The 21809-nt window shown below is 30.6% G+C and carries 16 protein-coding genes and 1 pseudogene; 10 read left to right on the top strand and 7 right to left on the bottom strand.

Annotated features, from left to right (window positions below; all coding sequences use genetic code 11):
• Positions 1-62 precede the first annotated feature (62 nt).
• A complete protein-coding gene (locus ACREV6_RS00410) occupies positions 63-329 on the top strand; it encodes a metal-sensing transcriptional repressor (protein ID WP_431576074.1) in 267 nt (88 codons plus the stop codon).
• Between the two features lie 25 nt (positions 330-354).
• The gene (locus ACREV6_RS00405; RefSeq protein WP_431576073.1) at positions 355-2808 is read left to right on the top strand and encodes a heavy metal translocating P-type ATPase; all 2454 of its coding nucleotides are present in this window, start codon (positions 355-357) and stop codon (positions 2806-2808) included.
• Between the two features lie 646 nt (positions 2809-3454).
• Here ACREV6_RS00405 and rsmH read toward each other — a convergent pair.
• The 3 genes from rsmH to ACREV6_RS00390 form a co-directional block, all read right to left on the bottom strand.
• Positions 3455-4504: a 16S rRNA (cytosine(1402)-N(4))-methyltransferase RsmH gene (rsmH, locus tag ACREV6_RS00400; RefSeq protein WP_431576072.1), complete on the bottom strand. Its 1050-nt coding sequence runs from the start codon at positions 4502-4504 to the stop codon at positions 3455-3457.
• 128 nt (positions 4505-4632) lie between these two features.
• Positions 4633-5145 carry a DUF3189 family protein gene (locus tag ACREV6_RS00395; protein WP_431576071.1) on the bottom strand — a complete coding sequence of 171 codons (513 nt, stop codon included), beginning with the start codon at positions 5143-5145 and terminating at the stop codon, positions 4633-4635.
• Positions 5146-5928: a PHP domain-containing protein gene (locus ACREV6_RS00390; RefSeq protein WP_431576070.1), complete on the bottom strand. Its 783-nt coding sequence runs from the start codon at positions 5926-5928 to the stop codon at positions 5146-5148.
• A gap of 291 nt (positions 5929-6219) precedes the next feature.
• On the opposite strand from ACREV6_RS00390, the gene ACREV6_RS00385 reads away from it, so the two are divergent.
• The 4 genes from ACREV6_RS00385 (at position 6220) to ACREV6_RS00370 (ending at position 10269) form a co-directional block, all read left to right on the top strand.
• Positions 6220-7614 carry a L,D-transpeptidase family protein gene (locus ACREV6_RS00385; protein ID WP_431576069.1) on the top strand — a complete coding sequence of 465 codons (1395 nt, stop codon included), beginning with the start codon at positions 6220-6222 and terminating at the stop codon, positions 7612-7614.
• 168 nt (positions 7615-7782) lie between these two features.
• A complete protein-coding gene (locus ACREV6_RS00380; protein WP_431576068.1) occupies positions 7783-8385 on the top strand; it encodes a TetR/AcrR family transcriptional regulator in 603 nt (200 codons plus the stop codon).
• Between the two features lie 89 nt (positions 8386-8474).
• Complete coding sequence (locus tag ACREV6_RS00375) at positions 8475-8648, top strand: Spo0E family sporulation regulatory protein-aspartic acid phosphatase (RefSeq protein WP_431576067.1); 174 nt, start codon at positions 8475-8477, stop codon at positions 8646-8648.
• A 190-nt stretch (positions 8649-8838) separates the two neighbouring features.
• Positions 8839-10269 carry a putative bifunctional diguanylate cyclase/phosphodiesterase gene (locus ACREV6_RS00370; protein WP_431576066.1) on the top strand — a complete coding sequence of 477 codons (1431 nt, stop codon included), beginning with the start codon at positions 8839-8841 and terminating at the stop codon, positions 10267-10269.
• Positions 10270-10539: 270 nt separating this feature from the next.
• Here the strand turns inward: ACREV6_RS00370 and ACREV6_RS00365 are convergent.
• A pseudogene (locus tag ACREV6_RS00365) lies at positions 10540-12935 on the bottom strand (GxGYxYP domain-containing protein).
• Between the two features lie 294 nt (positions 12936-13229).
• Here ACREV6_RS00365 and ACREV6_RS00360 point away from each other — a divergent pair.
• Together ACREV6_RS00360 and ACREV6_RS00355 are read left to right on the top strand one after the other, a co-directional pair.
• Positions 13230-13736 (top strand): NUDIX hydrolase, encoded by a 507-nt coding sequence (locus ACREV6_RS00360; protein ID WP_431576065.1) that lies wholly within the window; start codon positions 13230-13232, stop codon positions 13734-13736.
• A gap of 154 nt (positions 13737-13890) precedes the next feature.
• A complete protein-coding gene (locus tag ACREV6_RS00355) occupies positions 13891-14442 on the top strand; it encodes a hypothetical protein (protein WP_431576064.1) in 552 nt (183 codons plus the stop codon).
• A 42-nt stretch (positions 14443-14484) separates the two neighbouring features.
• On the opposite strand, the gene ACREV6_RS00350 is transcribed toward ACREV6_RS00355, so the two are convergent.
• The gene (locus ACREV6_RS00350) at positions 14485-15771 is read right to left on the bottom strand and encodes a TraB/GumN family protein (RefSeq protein ID WP_431576063.1); all 1287 of its coding nucleotides are present in this window, start codon (positions 15769-15771) and stop codon (positions 14485-14487) included.
• Positions 15772-16643: 872 nt separating this feature from the next.
• Here ACREV6_RS00350 and ACREV6_RS00345 point away from each other — a divergent pair.
• Both ACREV6_RS00345 and ACREV6_RS00340 read left to right on the top strand, forming a co-directional pair.
• Positions 16644-18122: an Lsa family ABC-F type ribosomal protection protein gene (locus ACREV6_RS00345; protein WP_431576062.1), complete on the top strand. Its 1479-nt coding sequence runs from the start codon at positions 16644-16646 to the stop codon at positions 18120-18122.
• 206 nt (positions 18123-18328) lie between these two features.
• Positions 18329-18874, top strand: coding sequence for a DUF6144 family protein (locus ACREV6_RS00340; protein ID WP_431576061.1), 546 nt, complete (start codon positions 18329-18331; stop codon positions 18872-18874).
• A 144-nt stretch (positions 18875-19018) separates the two neighbouring features.
• On the opposite strand, the gene ACREV6_RS00335 is transcribed toward ACREV6_RS00340, so the two are convergent.
• Together ACREV6_RS00335 and rsgA are read right to left on the bottom strand one after the other, a co-directional pair.
• A complete protein-coding gene (locus ACREV6_RS00335) occupies positions 19019-20125 on the bottom strand; it encodes a phosphotransferase (RefSeq protein ID WP_431576060.1) in 1107 nt (368 codons plus the stop codon).
• 31 nt (positions 20126-20156) lie between these two features.
• Positions 20157-21266: a ribosome small subunit-dependent GTPase A gene (gene rsgA / locus ACREV6_RS00330; protein ID WP_431576059.1), complete on the bottom strand. Its 1110-nt coding sequence runs from the start codon at positions 21264-21266 to the stop codon at positions 20157-20159.
• Between the last annotated feature and the right edge of the window lie 543 nt (positions 21267-21809).

Below are 21809 nucleotides of genomic sequence, written 5' to 3'. Positions count from 1 at the left end.
ATGCATTTAAGGTGTATAGTGTATATTATAGACACCCCTCGTAGGGGGAAGGAGATGCTTAAATGAATCAAGAAAAAATTAAGGCGTTGCAATCCTTAAAAACTTCAAAAGGACAAATAGAAGGAATTATAAAGATGATAGAAGAGGGAAGATATTGTGTAGATGTATCTAATCAGATAATTGCAGCGCAATCTCTTTTAAAGAAAGCTAACTTGTTAATATTAAAACAGCATCTAAGTCATTGTGTTAAAGACGCGGTACTTAGTGATAATGGTGAAGAGAAGATTGATGAGATAATTGACTTGCTCTCAAAGATTATGAATAAATAATAAGGTATTAAGGAGGCAATATAAGGTGGAAACAAAATCATTAAAAATAGAAGGAATGACCTGCGCTGCTTGTGCAAAAAGTGTTGAAAGGATTTCAAAGAAGTTACCAGGCGTGGTGGAAGCAAATGTGAACTTTGCTACTGAAAAATTAAATATATCTTATGATGAAACAAAGGTTAATTTAGTAGATATACAAAATGCTGTAGAAAAAGGTGGTTATAAGGCTTTAGTTGAAACTAGTAATAAAACCTTGAAAATAGGGGGAATGACCTGTGCTGCATGTGCAAAGACCATCGAGAGGGTTACAAAAAAACTCCCTGGAGTGGTTGAAACAAATGTAAATTTTGCTACTGAAAAATTGAATATAAGCTTTGAACCGACCAGGGTAAGAACTTCTGATATAAAGAAAGCAATTGAAAAGGCAGGATATAAAGCTTCAGAAGATGAAAGTAACGTGGACATGGATCGAGAAAAAAAAGAAAAAGAAATAAAAGCCTTATGGAATAGATTTTTATTATCTGCAATTTTTGGAGGTCCGTTATTATTAATTGCCATGGTACCTATGATTGCTATGAAGCTTAATATTCATTTACCCAATCTTATTAATCCAATGATACATCCAAGTGGTTATGCTATTCTACAATTAGTACTTGTTATACCAATAATGTATACAGGTAAAAAATATTTTACAGTTGGATTTAAATCATTATTTAGATTAAGTCCCAATATGGATTCATTAATATCAATTGGAACTTCTGCGGCATTTTTGTATAGTTTATATGCTGTATATGAAATAATTTTTAATGGAAATGTGGATTATGAAATGTATTTTGAATCAGCAGGAGTTATTTTGACACTTATTACTTTAGGAAAGTATTTAGAATCAGTCACAAAAGGAAAGACTTCCGAGGCAATTAAAAAACTTATGGGCCTTGCGCCTAAAACAGCTATTATCATAAGAGATAATATGGAAATTGAAATTTCAATTGATGAAGTTGAAGTGGGTGATGTAGTAGTTGTAAAGCCAGGTGAAAAAATGCCTGTAGATGGCGAGGTTGTGGAAGGAACAACGCTTGTAGATGAGTCGATGCTAACTGGTGAAAGTATGCCGGTAGAAAAAGCTATTGGACATAAGATAATTGGTGCAAGTATAAATAAGAATGGATCGATTAAGTATAAAGCAACTAGAGTGGGTAAAGATACGGCACTAGCACAAATTATAACTTTGGTTGAAAATGCCCAGGGCTCAAAAGCTCCTATAGCTAAGATGGCAGATATTATATCAAGTTATTTTGTTCCAGTGGTTATAGGGCTAGCATTAATTTCTTCATTAGCTTGGCTTATATCTGGCGAGACCATAGTGTTTTCATTAACTATATTCATATCAGTCCTTGTAATAGCTTGCCCTTGTGCTCTTGGCCTTGCAACTCCTACAGCGATAATGGTTGGAACAGGAAAAGGTGCAGAATATGGTGTACTTATAAAAAGCGGTGTAGCATTGGAGACTGCACATAAAATCCAAACTATAGTATTTGATAAGACTGGAACACTTACGGAGGGAAAACCAAAGGTAACAGATATTGTTACTGTAGAGGGTACTTCCCAGACATACTTACTTCAAATAGCAGCTTCTGCTGAAAAAGGATCTGAACATCCATTAGGTGAGGCTATAGTTAAAGGTGCACAGGAAAGATCTTTAGAACTTAAAAAGGTGGATAAATTTGAAGCTATACCTGGTTATGGAATAGAAGTTAGTATAGAAGGTAATAAAGTTCTGCTTGGAAATATGAAACTCATGGTAGAAAGTAAAATTTCCTTAGAGAAGTTAGAGGATATTTCAAACAAGCTTGCGCAAGAAGGTAAGACTCCAATGTATATCGCTATAGATAACAAGATAAGTGGAATCATTGCAGTTGCAGACACTGTTAAGCAAAATAGTAAAAAAGCCATAGAAAGACTTCATTCTATGGGAATAGAAGTTGCAATGATAACTGGTGATAATAAAAGAACTGCAGCAGCTATTGCAGCGCAAGTTGGTATAGATAGAATATACGCCGAAGTTCTGCCTGAGGATAAAGCAAAGGTCGTTAAAAAGCTTCAAGCAGAAGGTGAAAAAGTTGCTATGGTTGGAGATGGAATTAATGATGCACCTGCACTTGCGCAAGCTGATATTGGTATAGCTATAGGATCAGGTACAGATGTAGCAATGGAATCTGCAGACATAGTACTTATGAGAAGCGATTTAATGGATGTACCTACTGCGTTACAGTTAAGTAAGAAAACAATAACAAATATAAAACAAAATCTATTTTGGGCTTTTGGTTACAATATACTGGGAATACCAGTTGCAATGGGAATACTACACCTATTTGGAGGCCCGCTTCTAAATCCTATAATTGCAGCATTGGCAATGAGTTTTAGTTCAGTTTCTGTATTAACAAATGCTTTAAGGTTAAAAGGATTTAAGCCATTAACATAAAATTAAAATCTGCAGGAACCATAGCTGAAGATGAAGGTATGGTATGTGGATGAATCATGGATTAATAGTTGAGTCTTTTTAAATAGCACTAAAATAATTATAAAAGCTATAAGTCTTAATATATAAGGCTTATAGCTTATTTTATTGTTTTACTTGAGGTTGACTGTCTTCTTTTAAATGAAAATTTCTTTGAAAAAGAGATTGACATATCTTATAAGGTTACTATGGTTGGTGATGGTATAAACGATGCTCCAGCACTGGCGCAAGCGGATATTGGTATAGCTATAGGTTCTGGAACAGATGTTGCTATGGGAATCCTACATAAACTTCAAAAGGACAAATAGAAGGTATAATTAAAATAATAACTAAAGAAGCCTAGGGTTTGTGAAAAGACGTTGTGTCTAGCTCTCTATTTCCTCATAAACAAGAATGAGATTATACCTCCTGCAATTATTATTAGGTTGCTAAAGTATTGATATTCATAATATAATGACGCAATAGGTATGGGAAGTCTATTTTTAAAAGTAATAGCCTATTATAATCAAGAAGATTGATTATAATAGGCTATTTTGATAAAGTCATTTAGAATTATAAAAAAGACTAGATTGCTGTCCTTTTAGGCAAATAAAGTGCCTAAAATTAAAAATTATGCTTTTATAGCCCAACGCAATTTAGCACAGCGAGCACGACCATTGGTATTACATTCTTGTGATGATGGCCGAATAGCATCGGGAGCTATTTCACGATAGACGCCTTCACGAAAAAGGCGTTGAAAAGATTTTTTAACCAGACGATCTTCTCCTGAATGAAATGATAGTATAGCAACGCGCCCACCCTCAGCAAGGGTAGTAGGAAGCTTTTCCAAAAATTCATATAACACTTCAAATTCATTATTGACATCAATTCGCAATGCTTGAAAGCATCGTTGACAGGTTTTTTTAATCGCATCGTTACTATTACTTCCCGGAATAAATTTCAGAGCATCTTTGATAATTTGTTGAAGCTGCGTTGTTGTTGATATGTCTATTCCTTTTTTAATTTGGGAAATAATAGCGCGAGCGATTGCTGCAGCATTAGGCTCATCTGCGTTTTCTATAAGCATTCCTTCTAATTCATCTAGCGAAACAGTTTTTAAACGAGCTGCGGCAGATTGACCTCTATTAGGATTCAGCCGTAAGTCCAGTGGACCTTCACTCTTAAATGAAAATCCTCTTTCAGGATTGTCTATTTGCATTGAAGATACACCCAGATCTGCCAATACAAAATTCAATGGCCCTGATTCCATTGCAACTTGATCTATATCGGAAAAGTTCATTTGCTTGATAGTTAAAATTTCGGAGCCATAACCTAAGCTCTCTAAACGTGCTTGGGTGCGCGGTAATTCAACAGAGTCTACATCAAGTGCATACAAGTGCCCCTTTGAATTTAAACATTTAAGCATCTCTAAAGTATGACCACCATAACCTAGTGTTACATCCAGGCCTGTTTGCCCAGGAGTAATTTGTAAGAATTCTAATATTTCTTTTACGCAAATTGAACGATGCATACCAGCAGGAGTACTGCCCTTTTGAATAACTTTTGCCACAGTATCAGCATATTTCTCAGGTTGCAGTTCCTTATATTTTTCTTTAAAAGATCTAGGGTTAGTGCCTTTATATCGAACACGTCGCTCATGTTTTGGCTCTTGATTATCCATTGTTTCTCCACCTTTTTTAATAGCTTTTTATAATGTTGTTACAAACCATATGATACCAAATACTATTCATAAAAGCAAACTCACAAAGAAGAAAATCTGTTGGAAAAATCAAAACCTATAGTTGATAATCATTTTTTCTTAAATTCCTTATTATCTAAAATAATAACCCCAGACTTATCTTCCTTTGCGACCTTCTTTGTGTTACTTACAAGTTCTATAACGTCCTTGTATGATTGTTTTGCACCCTTTACAAGTAAGGGAACTCCTATAAAATCAATTTTTAGCCATCTAGAAAAAAATCCACCAAAGGTCATTGGTAATGGAACAGTTGGCGACGTATTGGAAAATATAATTTTCTCATTTAATAGATTTTGTTTATGAAGCATAGAAGCTAAATTGTATAATCCTGGAATTAAAACCTTTGAACGTCCCCTACCTACTGCATAGACTTTGTTTCCATCTTCATCACTTCCATAATAAAAAAGTTCTCCACAATTTCCATATACTAATTTATTAAAGTTAGGTAATTCCAATATTTCATTCTTAGTGGGTTCTCGGGTTTCATCCAGCATTTTTAAGTGATAGGAAGTTGCTAAAATAGACGAGTGGGTTCCTCCATAACAATTATATATGTATATCATTTAAATCACCTGATTTCTTATTTTTGGGTTTTGCTTTAATAATTTCATTGATCTATGTGCACTTCCATCAGCATTAACAATATCATCATCTGTAAGGCCGGCCTCAACTGCAATATTATAAGCTTTACCGAAATCCCCTACATCCTCCGATTTGTGTGCATCGCTTCCCAATGAAAATTTAACACCCATATTCTTTAACTTTTTTATTGTTTCAATATCTAAATTCCTATGACTTCTGTTAATTTCCAAAGCAGTATTTCTTTCAGCCGCAACCTTTCCGATTTCGATAATATCTGGATTAACATGCTCTAAAGGATGATTTAATATTGTGATTTCATATTTTTTAATAGCATTAATTGCAGCTTCTGTATAATTTCTCAACAAAAATGGATTTTGTACTGCTCCAGGATGATAACCAACACAAATTATGTCTAGGTAATCAATTATTTCATCTTTAATATCTATATCCCCTTTTTTAGTAACAATATTACATTCTACGCCAAGAAGAATCTTAAAGTCATTCTCCTTCAATAATGAACTCTTATTAAGGTCATCAATTAATTTGCGTAATTTTTCATATTGATTTAGTTTCATCCCGAAGGTAATATGTTTATAACCATGGTCTGTTATGGCAATTTCTTTTAATCCTCTTTTTATTCCAGCTTTAACATTTGATTCAATACTTCCTTTTGCATGTTCCCCAAAAATAGTATTAAATAAGGGAATGTGTCCCTTTGCAATATTAGTATGCGTGTGATAGTCTGCAATAATTTTAAAACTCATTTTATCCCCTCCAAGGTTTAATATCTTTTAATTAGACGCTTCATTATCAAATTGAAGAGCTTCTTGTATCCACATATGAAATTTCCTAGGGCATGCTTATCATCCAGTTTTATTTTGCCCATATTACTGGATAATACTTATCTCATTGTATAATCTAGTTATAAGTTCAATGCACTTTATATTTAAGAAATTTCAGGCTTGCTATCTATATATTTAGTTTTAAAATCAAAAATACAAACATATTATAAACTAGTTAATATGTTTAAATTTTTGACGAGAGGTATAAATGGTATGAAGAATGTTGATATAAAAAAGCTTTTTAAAAGTAAGGGTACAGGAAATGTCATTATTTTCATAGCTTCAATTTTACTAATATATTTACTCATTTCCTTATACTTTTCTAAGCATTCCTTTTTTAATACAGTAATAAATGGGGTAGATGTGTCATTAAAAGCACATGAAAATGTGGAGGATATAATTAGGGATTATGTTAAAGATTATAAGCTGCAGTTAGTAGAAAGAAATGGTGAAATAGAAGAAATAATAGGACGAGATATAGGAATGGAGTACAATGGAAAAAATAGTATTGATAAAGTTTATCCTAGGAAAAATTCTTTTAAATGGATAATTTCCTTATTAAAGGAGCAAAAATATTATGCTCCGGATTTATTTGTTTACAATAAAGATAATTTAGAAAATAAGATAAATGGATTAGAATGTTTAAATACAGATATTATAGAACCTCAAAATGTAAGTTTTAAGTATGCATTTGGTTCCTATAAAGTCATTGAAGAAGTATACGGAAATAAGATAATTAAAGATGAATTATATGAAGATATAGAAATGAGCATATTAAAAGGAGTAAGAAAATTGGATTTAAATGAAAACCACTGTTATGAAAATCCAGGGTACACTTTAAGTTCTGATAAAGCGCTTGTTACTAAGAATTTATTAAATGAGTATGTGAAAGCAAAAATAACTTATAAATTTGGGAGTGAAAAGGAAATATTAGATGGAAATATAATAAGTGAATGGCTTAGTGTTGATAAAAATTTAGAAACGGTCATAAGCGAAATAGCAGTTATGAAATATGTTAAGCAATTGAGTAGAAAATATGATACCGTTGGAATAGCAAGAAATTTTAAAACCTCTATGGGGAAAATAGTAGAAGTTAGCGGTGGGCTTTATGGATGGAAAATTAATCGTGAGGCTGAAACAAAAGCATTATTAGAAGATATAAAACTTGGTAATGTATTAGAAAAAGAACCTATATATGCTCAGAAGGCTTTATATAGGGTGGAAAATGAAATAGGCAATACTTATGTAGAAGTTAATATAACAAGGCAGCGGTTATGGTTTTATAAAAATGGAAAGCTTATAACACAAGGTTCTATCGTCACAGGGAATCCCAATAGAGGACGTTCTACTGTCCTTGGAACTTATATGCTTAATTATAAACAAAAGGGGGCAACATTAACTGGACCTGGTTATGAAGCTCCAGTAACTTATTGGATGCCTTTTTTCGGGAATATGGGAATACATGATGCAAGTTGGCAATATTCTTTTGGAGGAGAGATATATAAGACAAGAGGAAGTCATGGATGCATAAATGTTCCAATATATTTAGCTAAAACAATTTTTGATAATATAGAAGAGGGGACTCCAATTATTTGTTATGAAGAATAAAGCTTGTAATATTAGTGCCGTTATCGATTTTATGCTCTTTCTGACTCAATATAGAAATAATTAAGGGTTTGTGCTTTGGTGCAAAAGTATATACTTAATATAATTAATGTTATATACTTTATATAACGTTAGTTATATAAAGTATATTTTTAAAAAGGATGTTTAAATATGAAAATAAACCCAAGTGAAATGAAAATAAAACAAATTGCTTTTGAAAGCTTCGCTAACAAAGGCTATGAAGGTACTAATATAAGAGATATATGTAATAAAGCTGGAATTAAAATGCCTACATTATATTATTATTTTGAATCAAAAGAAAAGTTGTTTTTTAGTATTCTTAATGAAACAATTGAAATGTTTATAAACTACAATACTGATTCCGATTTTTTCAAAAGTATTGTAGATACTAAAATGGAACCAGGAAAAAAATTATTTTTGATATATATGCGTAGAATGAATTTTTATCAAAATTATAAGAAAGAATATAAGCTCCTTTATAGATATATGGTTTTTTATCCAGAAGAATTTGAGGAGAAAATATTAAATTGTTATTTAGAAATGGGTAATACAATTAATAAATGTTATAGTTTTGTTTTTATTGAAATAGTAGAAGGAAAATTGATAACTAAAGATAACTTGAATGAATTTATAAGTGAATATAATGCATTTATTAATACTAACATTATGCATCATTTTTTTTACTATAAGGAAATTGATCCATTACGAATGAAGAATCAATGGGAAAGATTTTGGGGATATGCAACAAGTTAGTATTATATTCCTAACATTTTAAAGAGATTTTAAAATAATGTTAATTAATATAATGATTTTAATATATGGATGTAATAAGGAGTGGTATTGTGTTTGAAGAAAAAATAGACAGGTTACGAGAAAAATTACACTTGCTAATTGATGAAAAAGCAAGCTATAGTGAAATTTTAAATGTAAGTGAAGAATTAGATATAGTTATTTTTGAAGTTACTTCTAAAAATTTAACAGAACAAGTAGTAATGAGTTTAAAAACAGAACCATAAAAATCATATTTTATCTCATGTTGAAGTCGTTAGTATTTCAGCATGGAAGATGATTATTTAATCATGGGGTTTTATTATATGGAGAGTACATTAAATAAAGTTTTGGTACAATATACTCTAGGTTTAAGGGCATTTTGAATTTGTATATATGTACAAAACTAATAAATTAATAAGAGAGTGAGAGAAACTGATGAATTTAAATAACTTACTAAAAATCAATTATTTGCTTGAAAAAGAGATAGTTGAAAGAAAAACAGCAGAAGAAAAAACTGTAAAATTGATTTATAATGATGAATTAACAGGATTGCCAAATCGTCGATATTTTAATGATTTTATAACAAGGCACATTAATGCTGTTAATGGTAAAAATAAATACTTTGCTATTATGTTTTTAAATCTTGATAATTTTAAGTTAATTAATTATACATATGGACATCAAAAGGGGGATGCGTTACTACAGGAATTTTGCTTGCGAATAAAAAATGTTATACATGAAGATAGTATGTTTGCAAGAGTAAGTGGAGATGATTTTTTGCTCCTAATAGAGGATCTTGATAAATCAATAGACTTAGAAAAAATAGAACTACTATCTAATAAAGTCATGAGCGTTTTTAAAGAACCATTTTTAATTAGTGATAAAGAAAATTTTATGTCAGTTAGTATGGGAGTAGTGTTTTATCCTAATGATGGACGAGATACGGAAACACTTATTAGAAATGCAGATATTGCTTTATATGAAGCCAAACAAATGGGGAAAAATAATATTCAAATTTGTACACCAGAAATGAAAGTCAAAGTAATTGAACGAGCAAAACTTAGAAATAATTTATATAGGGCTCTTGAGAAAAAAGAATTATTTATTTATTATCAGCCACAGGTAGATCTTAATTTAAATAAAATTGTAGGATTTGAAGCTTTGTTGAGATGGAAACCTAATAAGGGTTCTTTTGTTTCACCTGCTGAATTTATTCCTTTAGCTGAAGAGACGGGGTTAATAGTACGAATAGGATATTGGGTTATCAAAACAGCATGTCAAAAATTAAAAAAATGGCATAATAGCGGGTTCGATAATTTAAGTATGGCAATAAATCTTTCTTGTAATCAGTTGAGTGCAAAGAATTTTACAAATACAGTTGCGAATATTTTAAAGGAGGTTGAATTAGAACCCTCTTTTTTAGAATTTGAGATTACAGAAAGAATTATGCTAAAAGGAATCGAAGAAAATATAAGGGTTATAGAAGAACTAAAAGATATGGGGATCAAAATTTCTATAGATGATTTTGGAACTGAATATTCTTCATTTATGAATATTAAGATGATATCAGTTGACAAAATAAAAATAGCAATGGAATTTGTGCAGGGAATATGTAAAAACAACAAAGATGCTGCAATTATAAATTCCATTATCAAACTATCTCATGATTTGAAGGTTAAAGTAATTGCTGAAGGAATTGAAACAATTGAGCAATTGGAGTATTTAAGGAGTATAAAATGTGATGAGGTTCAAGGATATTATTACTATAAACCTATGTCGGATATAGAAATTGAAGATGCCTTAGCTAAAGAATCTTCTAGAAAACATTTATATAAGGTACGTCAAAGCCTCTTTGCGCACAACTAATAGTATGAGTCCAAAGCTAGGTACTATATATGGTGAATTACCATGGAAAATGTATTTATTGAAAATACGTATTTTCTATAGAAATGCATAAATGCTCCAATATATTTAGCTAAAACAATTTTTGATAATATAGAAGAGGGGACTCCAATTATTTGTTATGAAGAATAAAGAATGCTTTGGAGAGTCACTCCAAAGCATTTATTGATATTTGATCTATCATAACAGTTTCAGAAGAAGATTCTATGAGTTTGTATATATTATTTTCATATACTATGGCTTAACATTCTTCTTTATAAGTTCCATAAATGTTTCAGGTGTGACTACTCTCACTTTAGAATTTTCCTTTAGCTTATTTACAACCCTTTCAATATTACTAAGGCTTTTGCTTCCAAGCATGAACATAAACAAAGGTATAACTATTAGCATTATTAATATCTATCTGCCCAGAGTCAATTCGATTACTAATATTTTTAACTAACTCATTTTCGCTTTCCAGACTATCCCAAAGTAAATCTCTACAGGACACTATAGGTTTATTATTTGACCAAATAATTTCTCCATGATAGTTGTCATGCCTATGATAATCAAGATAAAACAGTCCGCGAATATTAGGCTTAACAGTAAATTTACTCCAAAGCTCATTATTGTGAAAAGAGGAGTCATCAATAATTGCTATATAGTTCTCATCTACCTTTTCCATATAATCGTTTAATCTATTAATATATATTCCAAGCGTATTCTTATCAAATTTACTTGGGTACATATAGCCATTTCCAGATGGTGGGACTATAAAATAATCATTAGTAGATCCATGAGCTGCACTCTCATAATATAAGTTAAATACAGTAGGTGCTAGGTAATATAAAGATGGACTTAAGGACCAACCCAAATTGAATTTACCTTTATCTGGGGAACCATACCATTTGTGAGAACCATAATTAGTTCCAAGGTTCCACTGTTGATTATCCCCATCAGACATAATAAATGTTACGTTATGAACATTTTCTTTACTTAGAGTGTTCATTAACTTTTTTTGAGTCATTGGTAATGAAGGAAATGAACTTAAAACAGTTAAATTATAAGACCAATCTGCAGCAACCATACTAATACCATATTTTGAGGTTGTACTGACATTAATAAATTCATCTGGTCCCCAACCGAGGCAAATGGAGTCATTTTCCATGGATGAAAATATTTTATCGCGAAGAGATGTATCGCTAATTTTATCCTCATAAAATACTAGTGATTTGGTCATTATGCCATAATCTCTTAATGCGGAAGATTTACCTGGAGATAGTTGAATTACTATGGAATGGTTGAGTCCAGAATTCCATAAATTATCGCACGCCCAGTTTTCATCCGTGTTCCTACAGTCCCCTCTAATCTTTGTGATACCATAGAGTCTTACCTTATCTTGAATAACTTCATCAACTGCAATGCAATTATTTAATGAGGCAAGTGAACAAGCATTATTTATTGAAGGGTCTTTCAGAGATTTATTATTATAAAGTACATATCCATCTATATAATCTTTAAATATATCTAATAATCTCCATGGCTCTGAGACATTTTCATATGAAATTCCATATCTGCTTTTTAAATCATCTAGCCATATTTGATAATCTGGTTGTGAGGAATTAAGTGTATATATTTGAGACGAGGAATGACTATTAACTAGCCCTTGAAGAGTAGCTATCATTGTTTTTTCACTAGGTGTCATTGAGTTTTGAGAAATAACATATAAATAAGTGGGAAGTGTAGGATTTTTTATATAATGATTAGTACCCAGAGTTTTTTTAAAGTCACTCCATGTAATATTAATCATCACTATTCTTCCTGCAGTATTTATAAAAGTTTTGCAAAAAATTAATTCTTTCATTATTCTTAAAAGAGTTAATATGACTCTCATCAAAATTCGCTAATAGTAGTTGTCTATTTATAATATCATCAGCTGTAACCTGGTGGGAGTTTTTAAGCATATCATACATAATCATGAAGGTAGTAGTCCTTCCTATTCCTTGTTTGCAGTGAAAATGAAGCCAGGTATTTTTAGGTTGTAGTTTTACAAGTTCTACAAAGTAATCCACCATGTCATCTGATGGCACCTTCCCGTCAGTAACGGGGATGCGAATATATGATAGTGATTTAGAATTAACAAGATAATCTTCATCTTCAACTTTTGTTGGAACTATAGTTATATTGGGGTGATTATAATAAGTAATAGGCACGCCTAATTTAATACTACTCAGTTTAATACATTCATTTAATAAAACTTGACCCATTGTTAAACCTATGTTAGCATCATTTCTTGCATTAGCCCAACTAACGGGGGTGCCATTAATAAATCCGTGTGATTCTTGTCTTAAGTCAATAACTGCTATAGGTAAGGAAGCTCCTATACTATCTATTATAAGAGGTAAATTTAACTGGGAAAATTGTTGACTACCAGAAATGTTTAATGTGTTTAATCCGCTAAGATTTAATTCTTTATAGCTTTGTGTATTTATTAAATCAGAAGATTTACGAAAATGTTTTGGCATGTCATTGTAATTTTGAGAATCTGAAACAAGATTTGCATTGTTGTTATTTAATGGTACTTCAGAAGCCGGGTTTATTCCATTTTTTATTTCTCTCCCAGATATGTTTTTATCACAAGATCCTATCATATCGGCAAACATCATATCATTGTTAATCTGCATATATTTATTTAATTTCAGCATGTTATAAAAATAAGGATACCTGATATACATATAAACCCTCCAAAAAATATAGTATTACAATATATTATGCTAAAAAAAAATTTTGGTACTGATAAATTAAGTTTATGTTATATATATATAAACAATGTAGGGTCTCCATTAATGGGAATAATGTTCCAAAGTATAGTAAATTATGATAATATTACATATAGGTCTAGGACGTAGTTAGTAAATGATAAAAACAGAAAGGATGATGACAGTATGGTAGAAATATTTGCTAAACCAGCAGTTGGTGCAATAATAGAGAAAGTGGAAAATGATGTTAATTATATTTTAGTTCAAGAAAGATGTAAGCCAAGCGATGGAGAAGAAGATGGTTTTATTGAAATTCCTGCGGGGAAAATAAGAGAATATGAAAATATTTTTGATGGCTTGCGTAGAGAAGTATGGGAAGAAACAGGATTAGAGTTAATTGAAATACAAGGAGAAAAAGAAACTGTAACATGTGAATGTAATGGGTATAAGGTTGTAAGCTTTAATCCATTTTATTCTTCACAAAATTTAAGTGGTGTTTATTCTATTATGTTGCAGACGTTTATTTGTAAAGCAAAAGGTGAATTGTTAAAACAGTCTAATGAATCAGTGAATATTAGATGGATTTCAGTGCAAAATTTAAAAATGCTATTAGAAAAAGATGAAAGCATATTTTACCCTATGCATATTAATGCTTTAAAAAAATATGTTAGAGAAAAGACAAAATCAGTATAAAAATTTTATCATTAGAATCTTCAGTATCCGTATTGGTTCTGTAGCTGAAACTAAGTGAAAATTCACTAATATAAGGGATTGAGTTTTCAGTAAGGCACAGTTATGTTCTTTATACTCCTTAAAGTGTAACATAAATACAAAGGAGGCGATAATCTTGATTAATAGCGAGATTGATAATTATGAAAAGGTAGAAAAATTTGTTGAGGCTAAAGATAGCCTTGTAAAAAAATGGCATGAAAATCCCTATGATTTAAAAATTTTAATAAGGACTGGTTTTTTAAGCTGGTATCTTAGCGTTGAATGGGAAAGAACTAAATACCTTAATATTGATTCAGATGAACTTATAGATATAATCAATGAAGTTTATGACTTCGGAATTGAAAATTTTAGCGAAAATGATAAATTTTTATTGGCATTTGGATATATGGTATCTGTTTTTCCTGAATATTTTTCTTGTGATTACCCTAACAATCGTTCTTACAATTACACGGAATCGTTAAAGAACGGAATGGAAATGTTAAAAAAAGCATTTAAAATAAATCCTAACGATGATCTTATTAAATTAATTTATTTTCGTTCAATTAATAAAGATATTTTAACTAAACCTATGTGTGAAAACATTATAAAATATATTGATGAAAATTTTTCAGTAGACTCCGTGGTCTCAGACTATGTAAAATCTGTAATACTACAGATAGAATCATAATCAGTGATGAAGGTGGACAGTTATGTGGCTACCCGTATATAGCTAATTTAGTATTGCAGCATAAGAATCTTTTATTACAATGATATATTGAAAATAATTAGTTGTTACTCCCTCTTTGGGACTTGTTATTATATTTTTTGCAAAATCCCATTTTAGTTCCTGGTTAAAAGGAGATTTTTCATTATTTAACTTAATTAGAGTATGTTTAGATTTAATGTATTTCTCAATATCTGATTTTGAATTATAAGTTGTTAGTATATCTTGTAAATTATCATCTCTAGGTATCATACATTGATCATAAAATATAGCTATAGTAGTTATTTTACCCTTTAAGGGTTCTTCATTATTTGCGTATGATGCAAAATAAGAATGTTCTATACTCTTTTGGAAAGCATGATCTAACCCAAACTGTCCGAAATATTTTTCTTTTGGTAAATAATCATACAATTTTTTGAAATTTTTATACATAGCTAAATCTCTAATCTTCTGTACAGACTTATAATCATTAGTTGAAGCAGGATAACTTAACTCTGATAAACTTTTTAAGCTATCTAGAATTATACAAAAATCAATATACTCTGATCCTAAAAGTTTCTTATAAGCATTTTCTTTACTATATATTTTGTTATACATAACATCAATAGTTTCCTCAAGTTCTTTTGTCTTGTTTTTTAATTCTTGCTTACTAAAATTATTCATATTATTACCAAAATTTGATATTAACTTAAGATAATTTTGCAATAATACAACATCTTGTTTCATATAGCTCTCTAAAGCCTTATTAGCTAACATTTCGAGTATATATTCTAGACACTGTTTATTGTTACTAATATCTATACCAATAATTTTGATCTTATCCTTAGTATTTAATTTAAGATTATATGCATATAAGTTTTTCCAAAATTCATAATCATCTTTATTAGGAATAAAATTCTTATTTAAAAATTCTTCATTACCTGTTTCTAAATATTTGTTATATAAAATTGAGCTAATATAAGACTCTTCCATTAATAGGTATTTAAAATTTGCTTTTTCTTTAAAATACTTGAGAAATTTAATTTTTACTTTATAGTTATCTTTTATATTGTGGTTTTCACCTATTAAAAAGATTTCATTGTCTAAAGTATCTTGTTCCAACAATTTAAATGTAGAATAATTATTATTATCTTCCAAATTTATTGCTATAACATTCTTGTCTAAATAACTAGAAGAATTTTTTATTCTATTATTGGGTTGCAAGGTTTGTCTAGAAACTTTTTTTTTGGTACAGCCTGAAGCTATCATCAATAAACTTAATATTATAATTAACACCCTAAATTTTTTTTTCATAGTAAATCTCCTTTTTAATATTCATTTATATGAATTATATAGTAATATTTATAAACTCATCACAAATATCTATTACTTTATTAGCATTCATAACACATTTTCCGGGATATTTGGGGGGCCGTCTCAATTATAAATTTGCTCTAAGTGTGGGCAAATTGGCATATTAATTGTCCAGCACCATCTTTTTTAGCAAGATTGTTAGCTGATTTAATTATTTTCATTTTAAGTTCACCTTATAATTACAAAATGCTGTATTTATCATTAAACAATAACATAATTTGTGTTTTATGTAAATATTAACATTATGCTTTAAAAGCATTCCTTATTAATAAATACGTAAAGGTGAATGTATCCATATGAAGTATAGAGATTTTTCAATTGCTTTTTAATATTTATAAATAAAGTTGATAATAATGCAGAATTGTAGAAATAGAAGATATAATGCTTTCAAGATATGCTTTTACAAGTTGGTGAGGCAATTTGATGATAAATACTACCGTATATGTTAGTAAGAAGGATTTATTATCTGGAAACTTAATGCTTCTAACAGAGTACCGAATGATTTAATTTCAATTTTTTTAAAGAGGTTCTTTGTTGAATTTTTAAAATCAGTATGATATACTACTATTAAATAAAACGATTGGAGGTAAAAAGATGAATAATTTTTCTTGCTAGTTTTTTTAAAGCATAATAATTTTATAGAAGCGAAAAATGTCGCTTTTTTTATTGTGCCTATGCAAGAAAGTTATTAATTATTTTACCTCAAACAATATATTTTGTCATGCCTAAAAAGGGTTTGGCTTTTCTGTATTTATGAGCTGTAAGAATTAACTTTCTTGCAGCTCATAATTTTTATACAGGAGGATAAATTTATGTCTTTAATAAACGTTACAAACCTTACATTTGGATATGACGGTAGTTACGACGACATATTTGAAAATGTAAGTTTTCAAATAGATACTGATTGGAAATTAGGATTTACGGGAAGAAATGGTAGAGGTAAAACAACATTTTTCAATTTGTTACTTGGCAAATATGAATACAAGGGTAATATTTCTGCAAATGTTAACTTTGAATATTTTCCTTTTAATGTAGTAAACAAGGAAAGTAATACCCTTGATGTAATCAATGATATTTTCCCAGACTATCTCCACTGGAAATTGATGCGTGAACTTTCATTTTTAGAAGTTTCTGAGGATATTTTATATCGTCCTTTTGATTCATTATCAAATGGAGAGCAAACTAAAGTGTTGCTTGCTACTTTGTTTCTTAAAGAAAATAGTTTTCTATTGATTGATGAGCCAACCAATCACCTTGATATGAATGCAAGAAAACTTGTCAGTAAATATCTCGATACCAAAAGTGGGTTTATTTTGGTATCTCACGACAGATCATTTCTTGATAACTGTGTTGACCATATTCTTTCAATCAATAAGACCAATGTAGAAATTCAAAAGGGGAATTTTTCCTGTTGGTGGGAAAATAAAAAAAGGCAGGATAGCTTTGAACTTGCAGAAAACGAAAAGCTTAAAAAAGACATTAATCGCTTATCGGAATCTGCCAAACAATCCAGCAGTTGGTCACACAAAGTGGAAAAAACAAAGAATGGAACAACAAACTCAGGTTCCAAGCTAGATAAAGGTCATGTTGGACATATGGCCGCCAAAATGATGAAACGTTCTAAAGTAATCGAAAACAGACAGTATGCTGCTATTGATGAAAAGTCTAAACTACTCAAAAACATTGAAAACTCCGATAATCTGAAGATTTCTCAACTAGCTTATCATAAAAGCCGACTTGTAGAACTTGAAAACATATCAATTTTTTACGGTGACAAGATGGTTTGCAAAGATGTCGGCTTTACTATTGAGCAAGGTGATCGAATTGCGCTTATAGGTAAAAATGGCTCTGGGAAATCAAGCATTATCAAACTTATTTGTGGTGAGAATATAGGCTATACTGGCACTTTCAGGAAAGAAAGTCAGCTTAAGATATCCTATGTTTCACAGGACACATCGCAGCTTAAGGGGAATTTAACTGAATACGCTACAAATAACGAGATTGATGAAAGCCTTTTTAAATCTATTTTAAGAAAGCTTGATTTTTCCAGAGTTCAATTTGAAAAAGATATGTCAACTTTTAGTGGTGGTCAAAAGAAAAAAGTGTTAATTGCAAAAAGCCTTTGCCAGAAAGCGCACTTGCATATCTGGGATGAACCACTTAATTTTATAGATGTTATCTCTCGTATGCAAATAGAAGAATTGCTTCTTGAATATTCACCAACTATTCTATTTGTAGAACATGATAATAAATTTTCTGAAAATATTGAAACAAAGATTTGTGAATTATAACTTTAGACAATTATTAAGTTGAATTTTAGTCATAATTTTAGGGGTTTTATCCTTTATAATTAAATAGAAAAATCATATAACATGAGCCTGAATCAAATAATTTGATTCAGGCTCATGTTCATTTATGAATAGAAAATAAGGTAGAAAACATAAATGCAAATTAGTATAATATTTAAGAGGTTGATATATTAAAGGGAGGGTTTATCATGTTTGATATTAGAAAAATCCAAGAGCAAGTAATTTTTGATGCAGTGAAAAATGCGAGTGACGATAAAATGGCATCAAAAATTGTATGTGGAGAACACAAGCTATCTTCATCAGAAGATAATGCGACATGGGTAAAATCCACTTTGAAAAGACTAGAAAGCAATTTTGATAGGGCTACCGTTAAGAAGATTAGAATGAACTGTCAATGTGGATATGGGATGGATGGAAAATTAGCGTTAGTGCAAGAACTGATTGCATCATCCTCTAATTTAGAAGAATTTGCAAACCAAGATAAAGCAAAGGCAGCTGGACTATCTTATACAAATGGGGAACTCTATCTACAATTTCCGTTTTGCCCTTGTCCGATGCTTGCCGATGTGGATAAATTAGATACGGATACATGGTGTCAATGCACTGCAGGGTATAGTAAAATTCTTTTCGAAAAAGCATTTGGCTGTGAAGTTGTTGTAGAATTATTAAAAAGTATAAAAATGGGTGATGATATATGTCTTATGAAAATCATCCCTCGTGAATCTAGTTGGTAGCTATAACCGTGTCTGCTTTTTATGATTTCAATATATCTTTGTTTATGTGTAATGCCAGGGTAGCTCCCGCAACCCTGGCATTACACAAATTAGGTAAGAATGAAAAATAAAATCGAGTCAAAATTCATAATATTAATCCCACCCTTAACCTATCAATTCTCCTACTTCCTCAATTCTCTCCAGTATAAAACTCAATATTTTAGAGTACCTATTTATTGCATTTGAATCGTCAGTATCTTCAGTTCGGCAAATTATTCTAAAAGTCCAATGAAGAGCTATAACTAAATCAAATGCAATTCTTATTACTTCTCTATTACCTTCCCACCCTACACTCTCTAGTCCTGATAAATAGCTTTTAAGAATTGTTTCTCGCAGCTCGTAGGCTTTATCTATATCATAATCATAGAATACTAAGGTTTCCATAAATAAGTCTGCTACATCTTCACCTATTACTCCAATTCCAGTACAATCCCAATCAAATAGTACTACTTTTTCTATATCGTTGATGCCTTTTTCTACTACGATATTTCCGGGATTAAAATCTCTGTGGCATAAAGTTTTAGGTAATTTATTTAACACATTAATAAATATATCTCGTTCACTCCATAGTTTTATTACCTTTTGTAAAATTTCACTATTAAGTCCGCATTCTTCCGGATTGAATTCATTGCTCAATAACCAGGAAATTGCAGGTGTTCCCCACATCACTACCTGTGAAGTTGCTAAAAACTCTGTGCTTAACCAAGATTGTTTAGGAAGCTTATCTCCCTGCATGTACCTTCCTTGAAGTTCTCCAAGATGACGTGATACTAAACCATAATCCTCCAAAGACAATTCATTTCCTGTTTTCCCATTAACATGCTCCATCCATAACCAGATTTCATTATTCTCATTCTTAGAAATGCTTAGACACTTAGGAACTCTAATATTAGATGATAAATTATTAAAAATATCAGATTGATACATTTTAACTTCTCTACTCCAACTCTCCGGATCTCCAAATCTAGTACGCTCTTTCAATATTTTAAGAATTACAGACCACTCAATACAACTGGATGTCTCTGAATTTAATTCACTCATAGTATTCTTTATGCAGGTTCCCTTTATTAAAAAAACATCACCTATTGTTCCTCCACTTAAAATCTCTGAGCTCCAATTAATAATTTCAATAGAGTCATCCTCTACAACTTTAACCACAATTGATTTAAGCATTTCAGAATCAATACCTTTTAATATTTCATTTTGTACCATAATTTATCTCTCCCTCTAATCTAAAATTTTTTTAATATTGAAAATTACCTCTTCGGTTATCTGAAAGTATTCTAGCCTTAAGCTTTGCTTTTCCACTTAGATATATTTCAGTTTCTTTAATTCGGCCACTTAATCTTTCCAGCTCCTCAGCTTGTTTTATATAGCTATAAAATCTATCATAGCTTATTCGCCCTTCCTCAAATGCAGATTTAATGGCACATCCAGGTTCTTTATCATGCTTGCAGTCCCTATATTTGCACTGAGCTATTATGCTGATAATATCATCAAAATTTTGGTTAAGGGCAGTTTGCTCTCCCCAGAGCTGTAGCTCTCTTAAACCGGGTGTATCAATTAGCATGCCACCGGTGGTATGCATTATAAGCTGTGAGCTACTAGTTGTGTGTCTTCCTTTGTTATTAAATTCACTTACTTCATTGGTTTTTTGCCTTTCTTCACCAATTAGGTAGTTAATTATAGTTGATTTACCAACACCTGAAGAACCAAGAAATACTACTGTTTTCCCCGGCAATAAATACTGGTTAAATACATCCATGCCAATATTTTTTAAAACACTTACCGCATGGATTTCTATTCCGAATGCAATATCACGCACTTTACTTATATATTCATCAACGCAGTTACAACAATCCATTTTATTTAGGATAATAACAGGAATTGCGCCGCTATTATAGGTCAGTGTGATATATCTTTCTATTCTTTGCAGGTTAAAGTTCTCATCAAGACCACTTACAATGAAAACAATATCTACATTTGATGCTATAACCTGTTCCTCAGTGGAGCCACCTACAATAATACCATTTTTCATTTTCCTGCCACCGGAAATTGCCAGCTTACGGACAAAGGCGGTTTTTCTTGGCAACACAGCATGTATTATCACTTGAGTATCATTTCCAGATAGTTTTATTGCAACCCAATCTCCAACAGTAGGGAAGTTCTTTTTTACACTTGCTGTATAGAGAAATTTACCAGAAATTTTTGCATTTACAATTCCATTTTCATAGCAAATAAGATAGTTGTTTTTCTGTTGGGATATTACCCTGGCAGGGCTATATCCCTTATTTTTGTAGTTATTAAAATGTGCGATAAAAAAGTCATCAAATCCTAATTTATTTAAATTCATATAATCTCCTTTTTTAAAAAAGTATAGAAAAATCCCATAGAAGAATAACCTCCTATGGGATCTGATTTTGAGCATAAAAAAAACACGTAACCTAACCGTGTACTTTCTATGACAATATTAATCAAAAGTTTGGGGTTAATACATTAATCTAACAAAAGGCGTCAGCAAACAGACAAACAAAAATGATGTTTGTTTTCAACAGTTAACCGTTTGTCCTATATTCAGTTATAAGCGAGCACCTCTTGTACATGCAACGAGTATTTTTTTCATAAAAACCTCTCCTTTCATAATCAGAAATATAAATTAATACATATACAGTATACTAACTATATTTTACAAAGTCAATTAAATTTTCCTTAGATGTACTAATATACTAACTTTGTATTAATTTAACCTTTTACTATTAGATATTTGTCCGTATGGGGTGCAGTCAACAAATCCGACAACTCAGATATGTAATAGTTTTAAATTAAAACAAATAAACCTACGTAAAGGTATACCAGATTTACTCCTTGAAGTTTCTAAGACAACTAATTTTCATAG

The organism is Clostridium sp. (genome assembly GCF_050717515.1).
GTDB lineage: Bacteria > Bacillota > Clostridia > Clostridiales > Clostridiaceae > Clostridium_AD.
The sequence above is the reverse complement of the archived record's forward strand: the minus strand, read 5'-3'. Positions and strand labels throughout refer to the sequence as shown.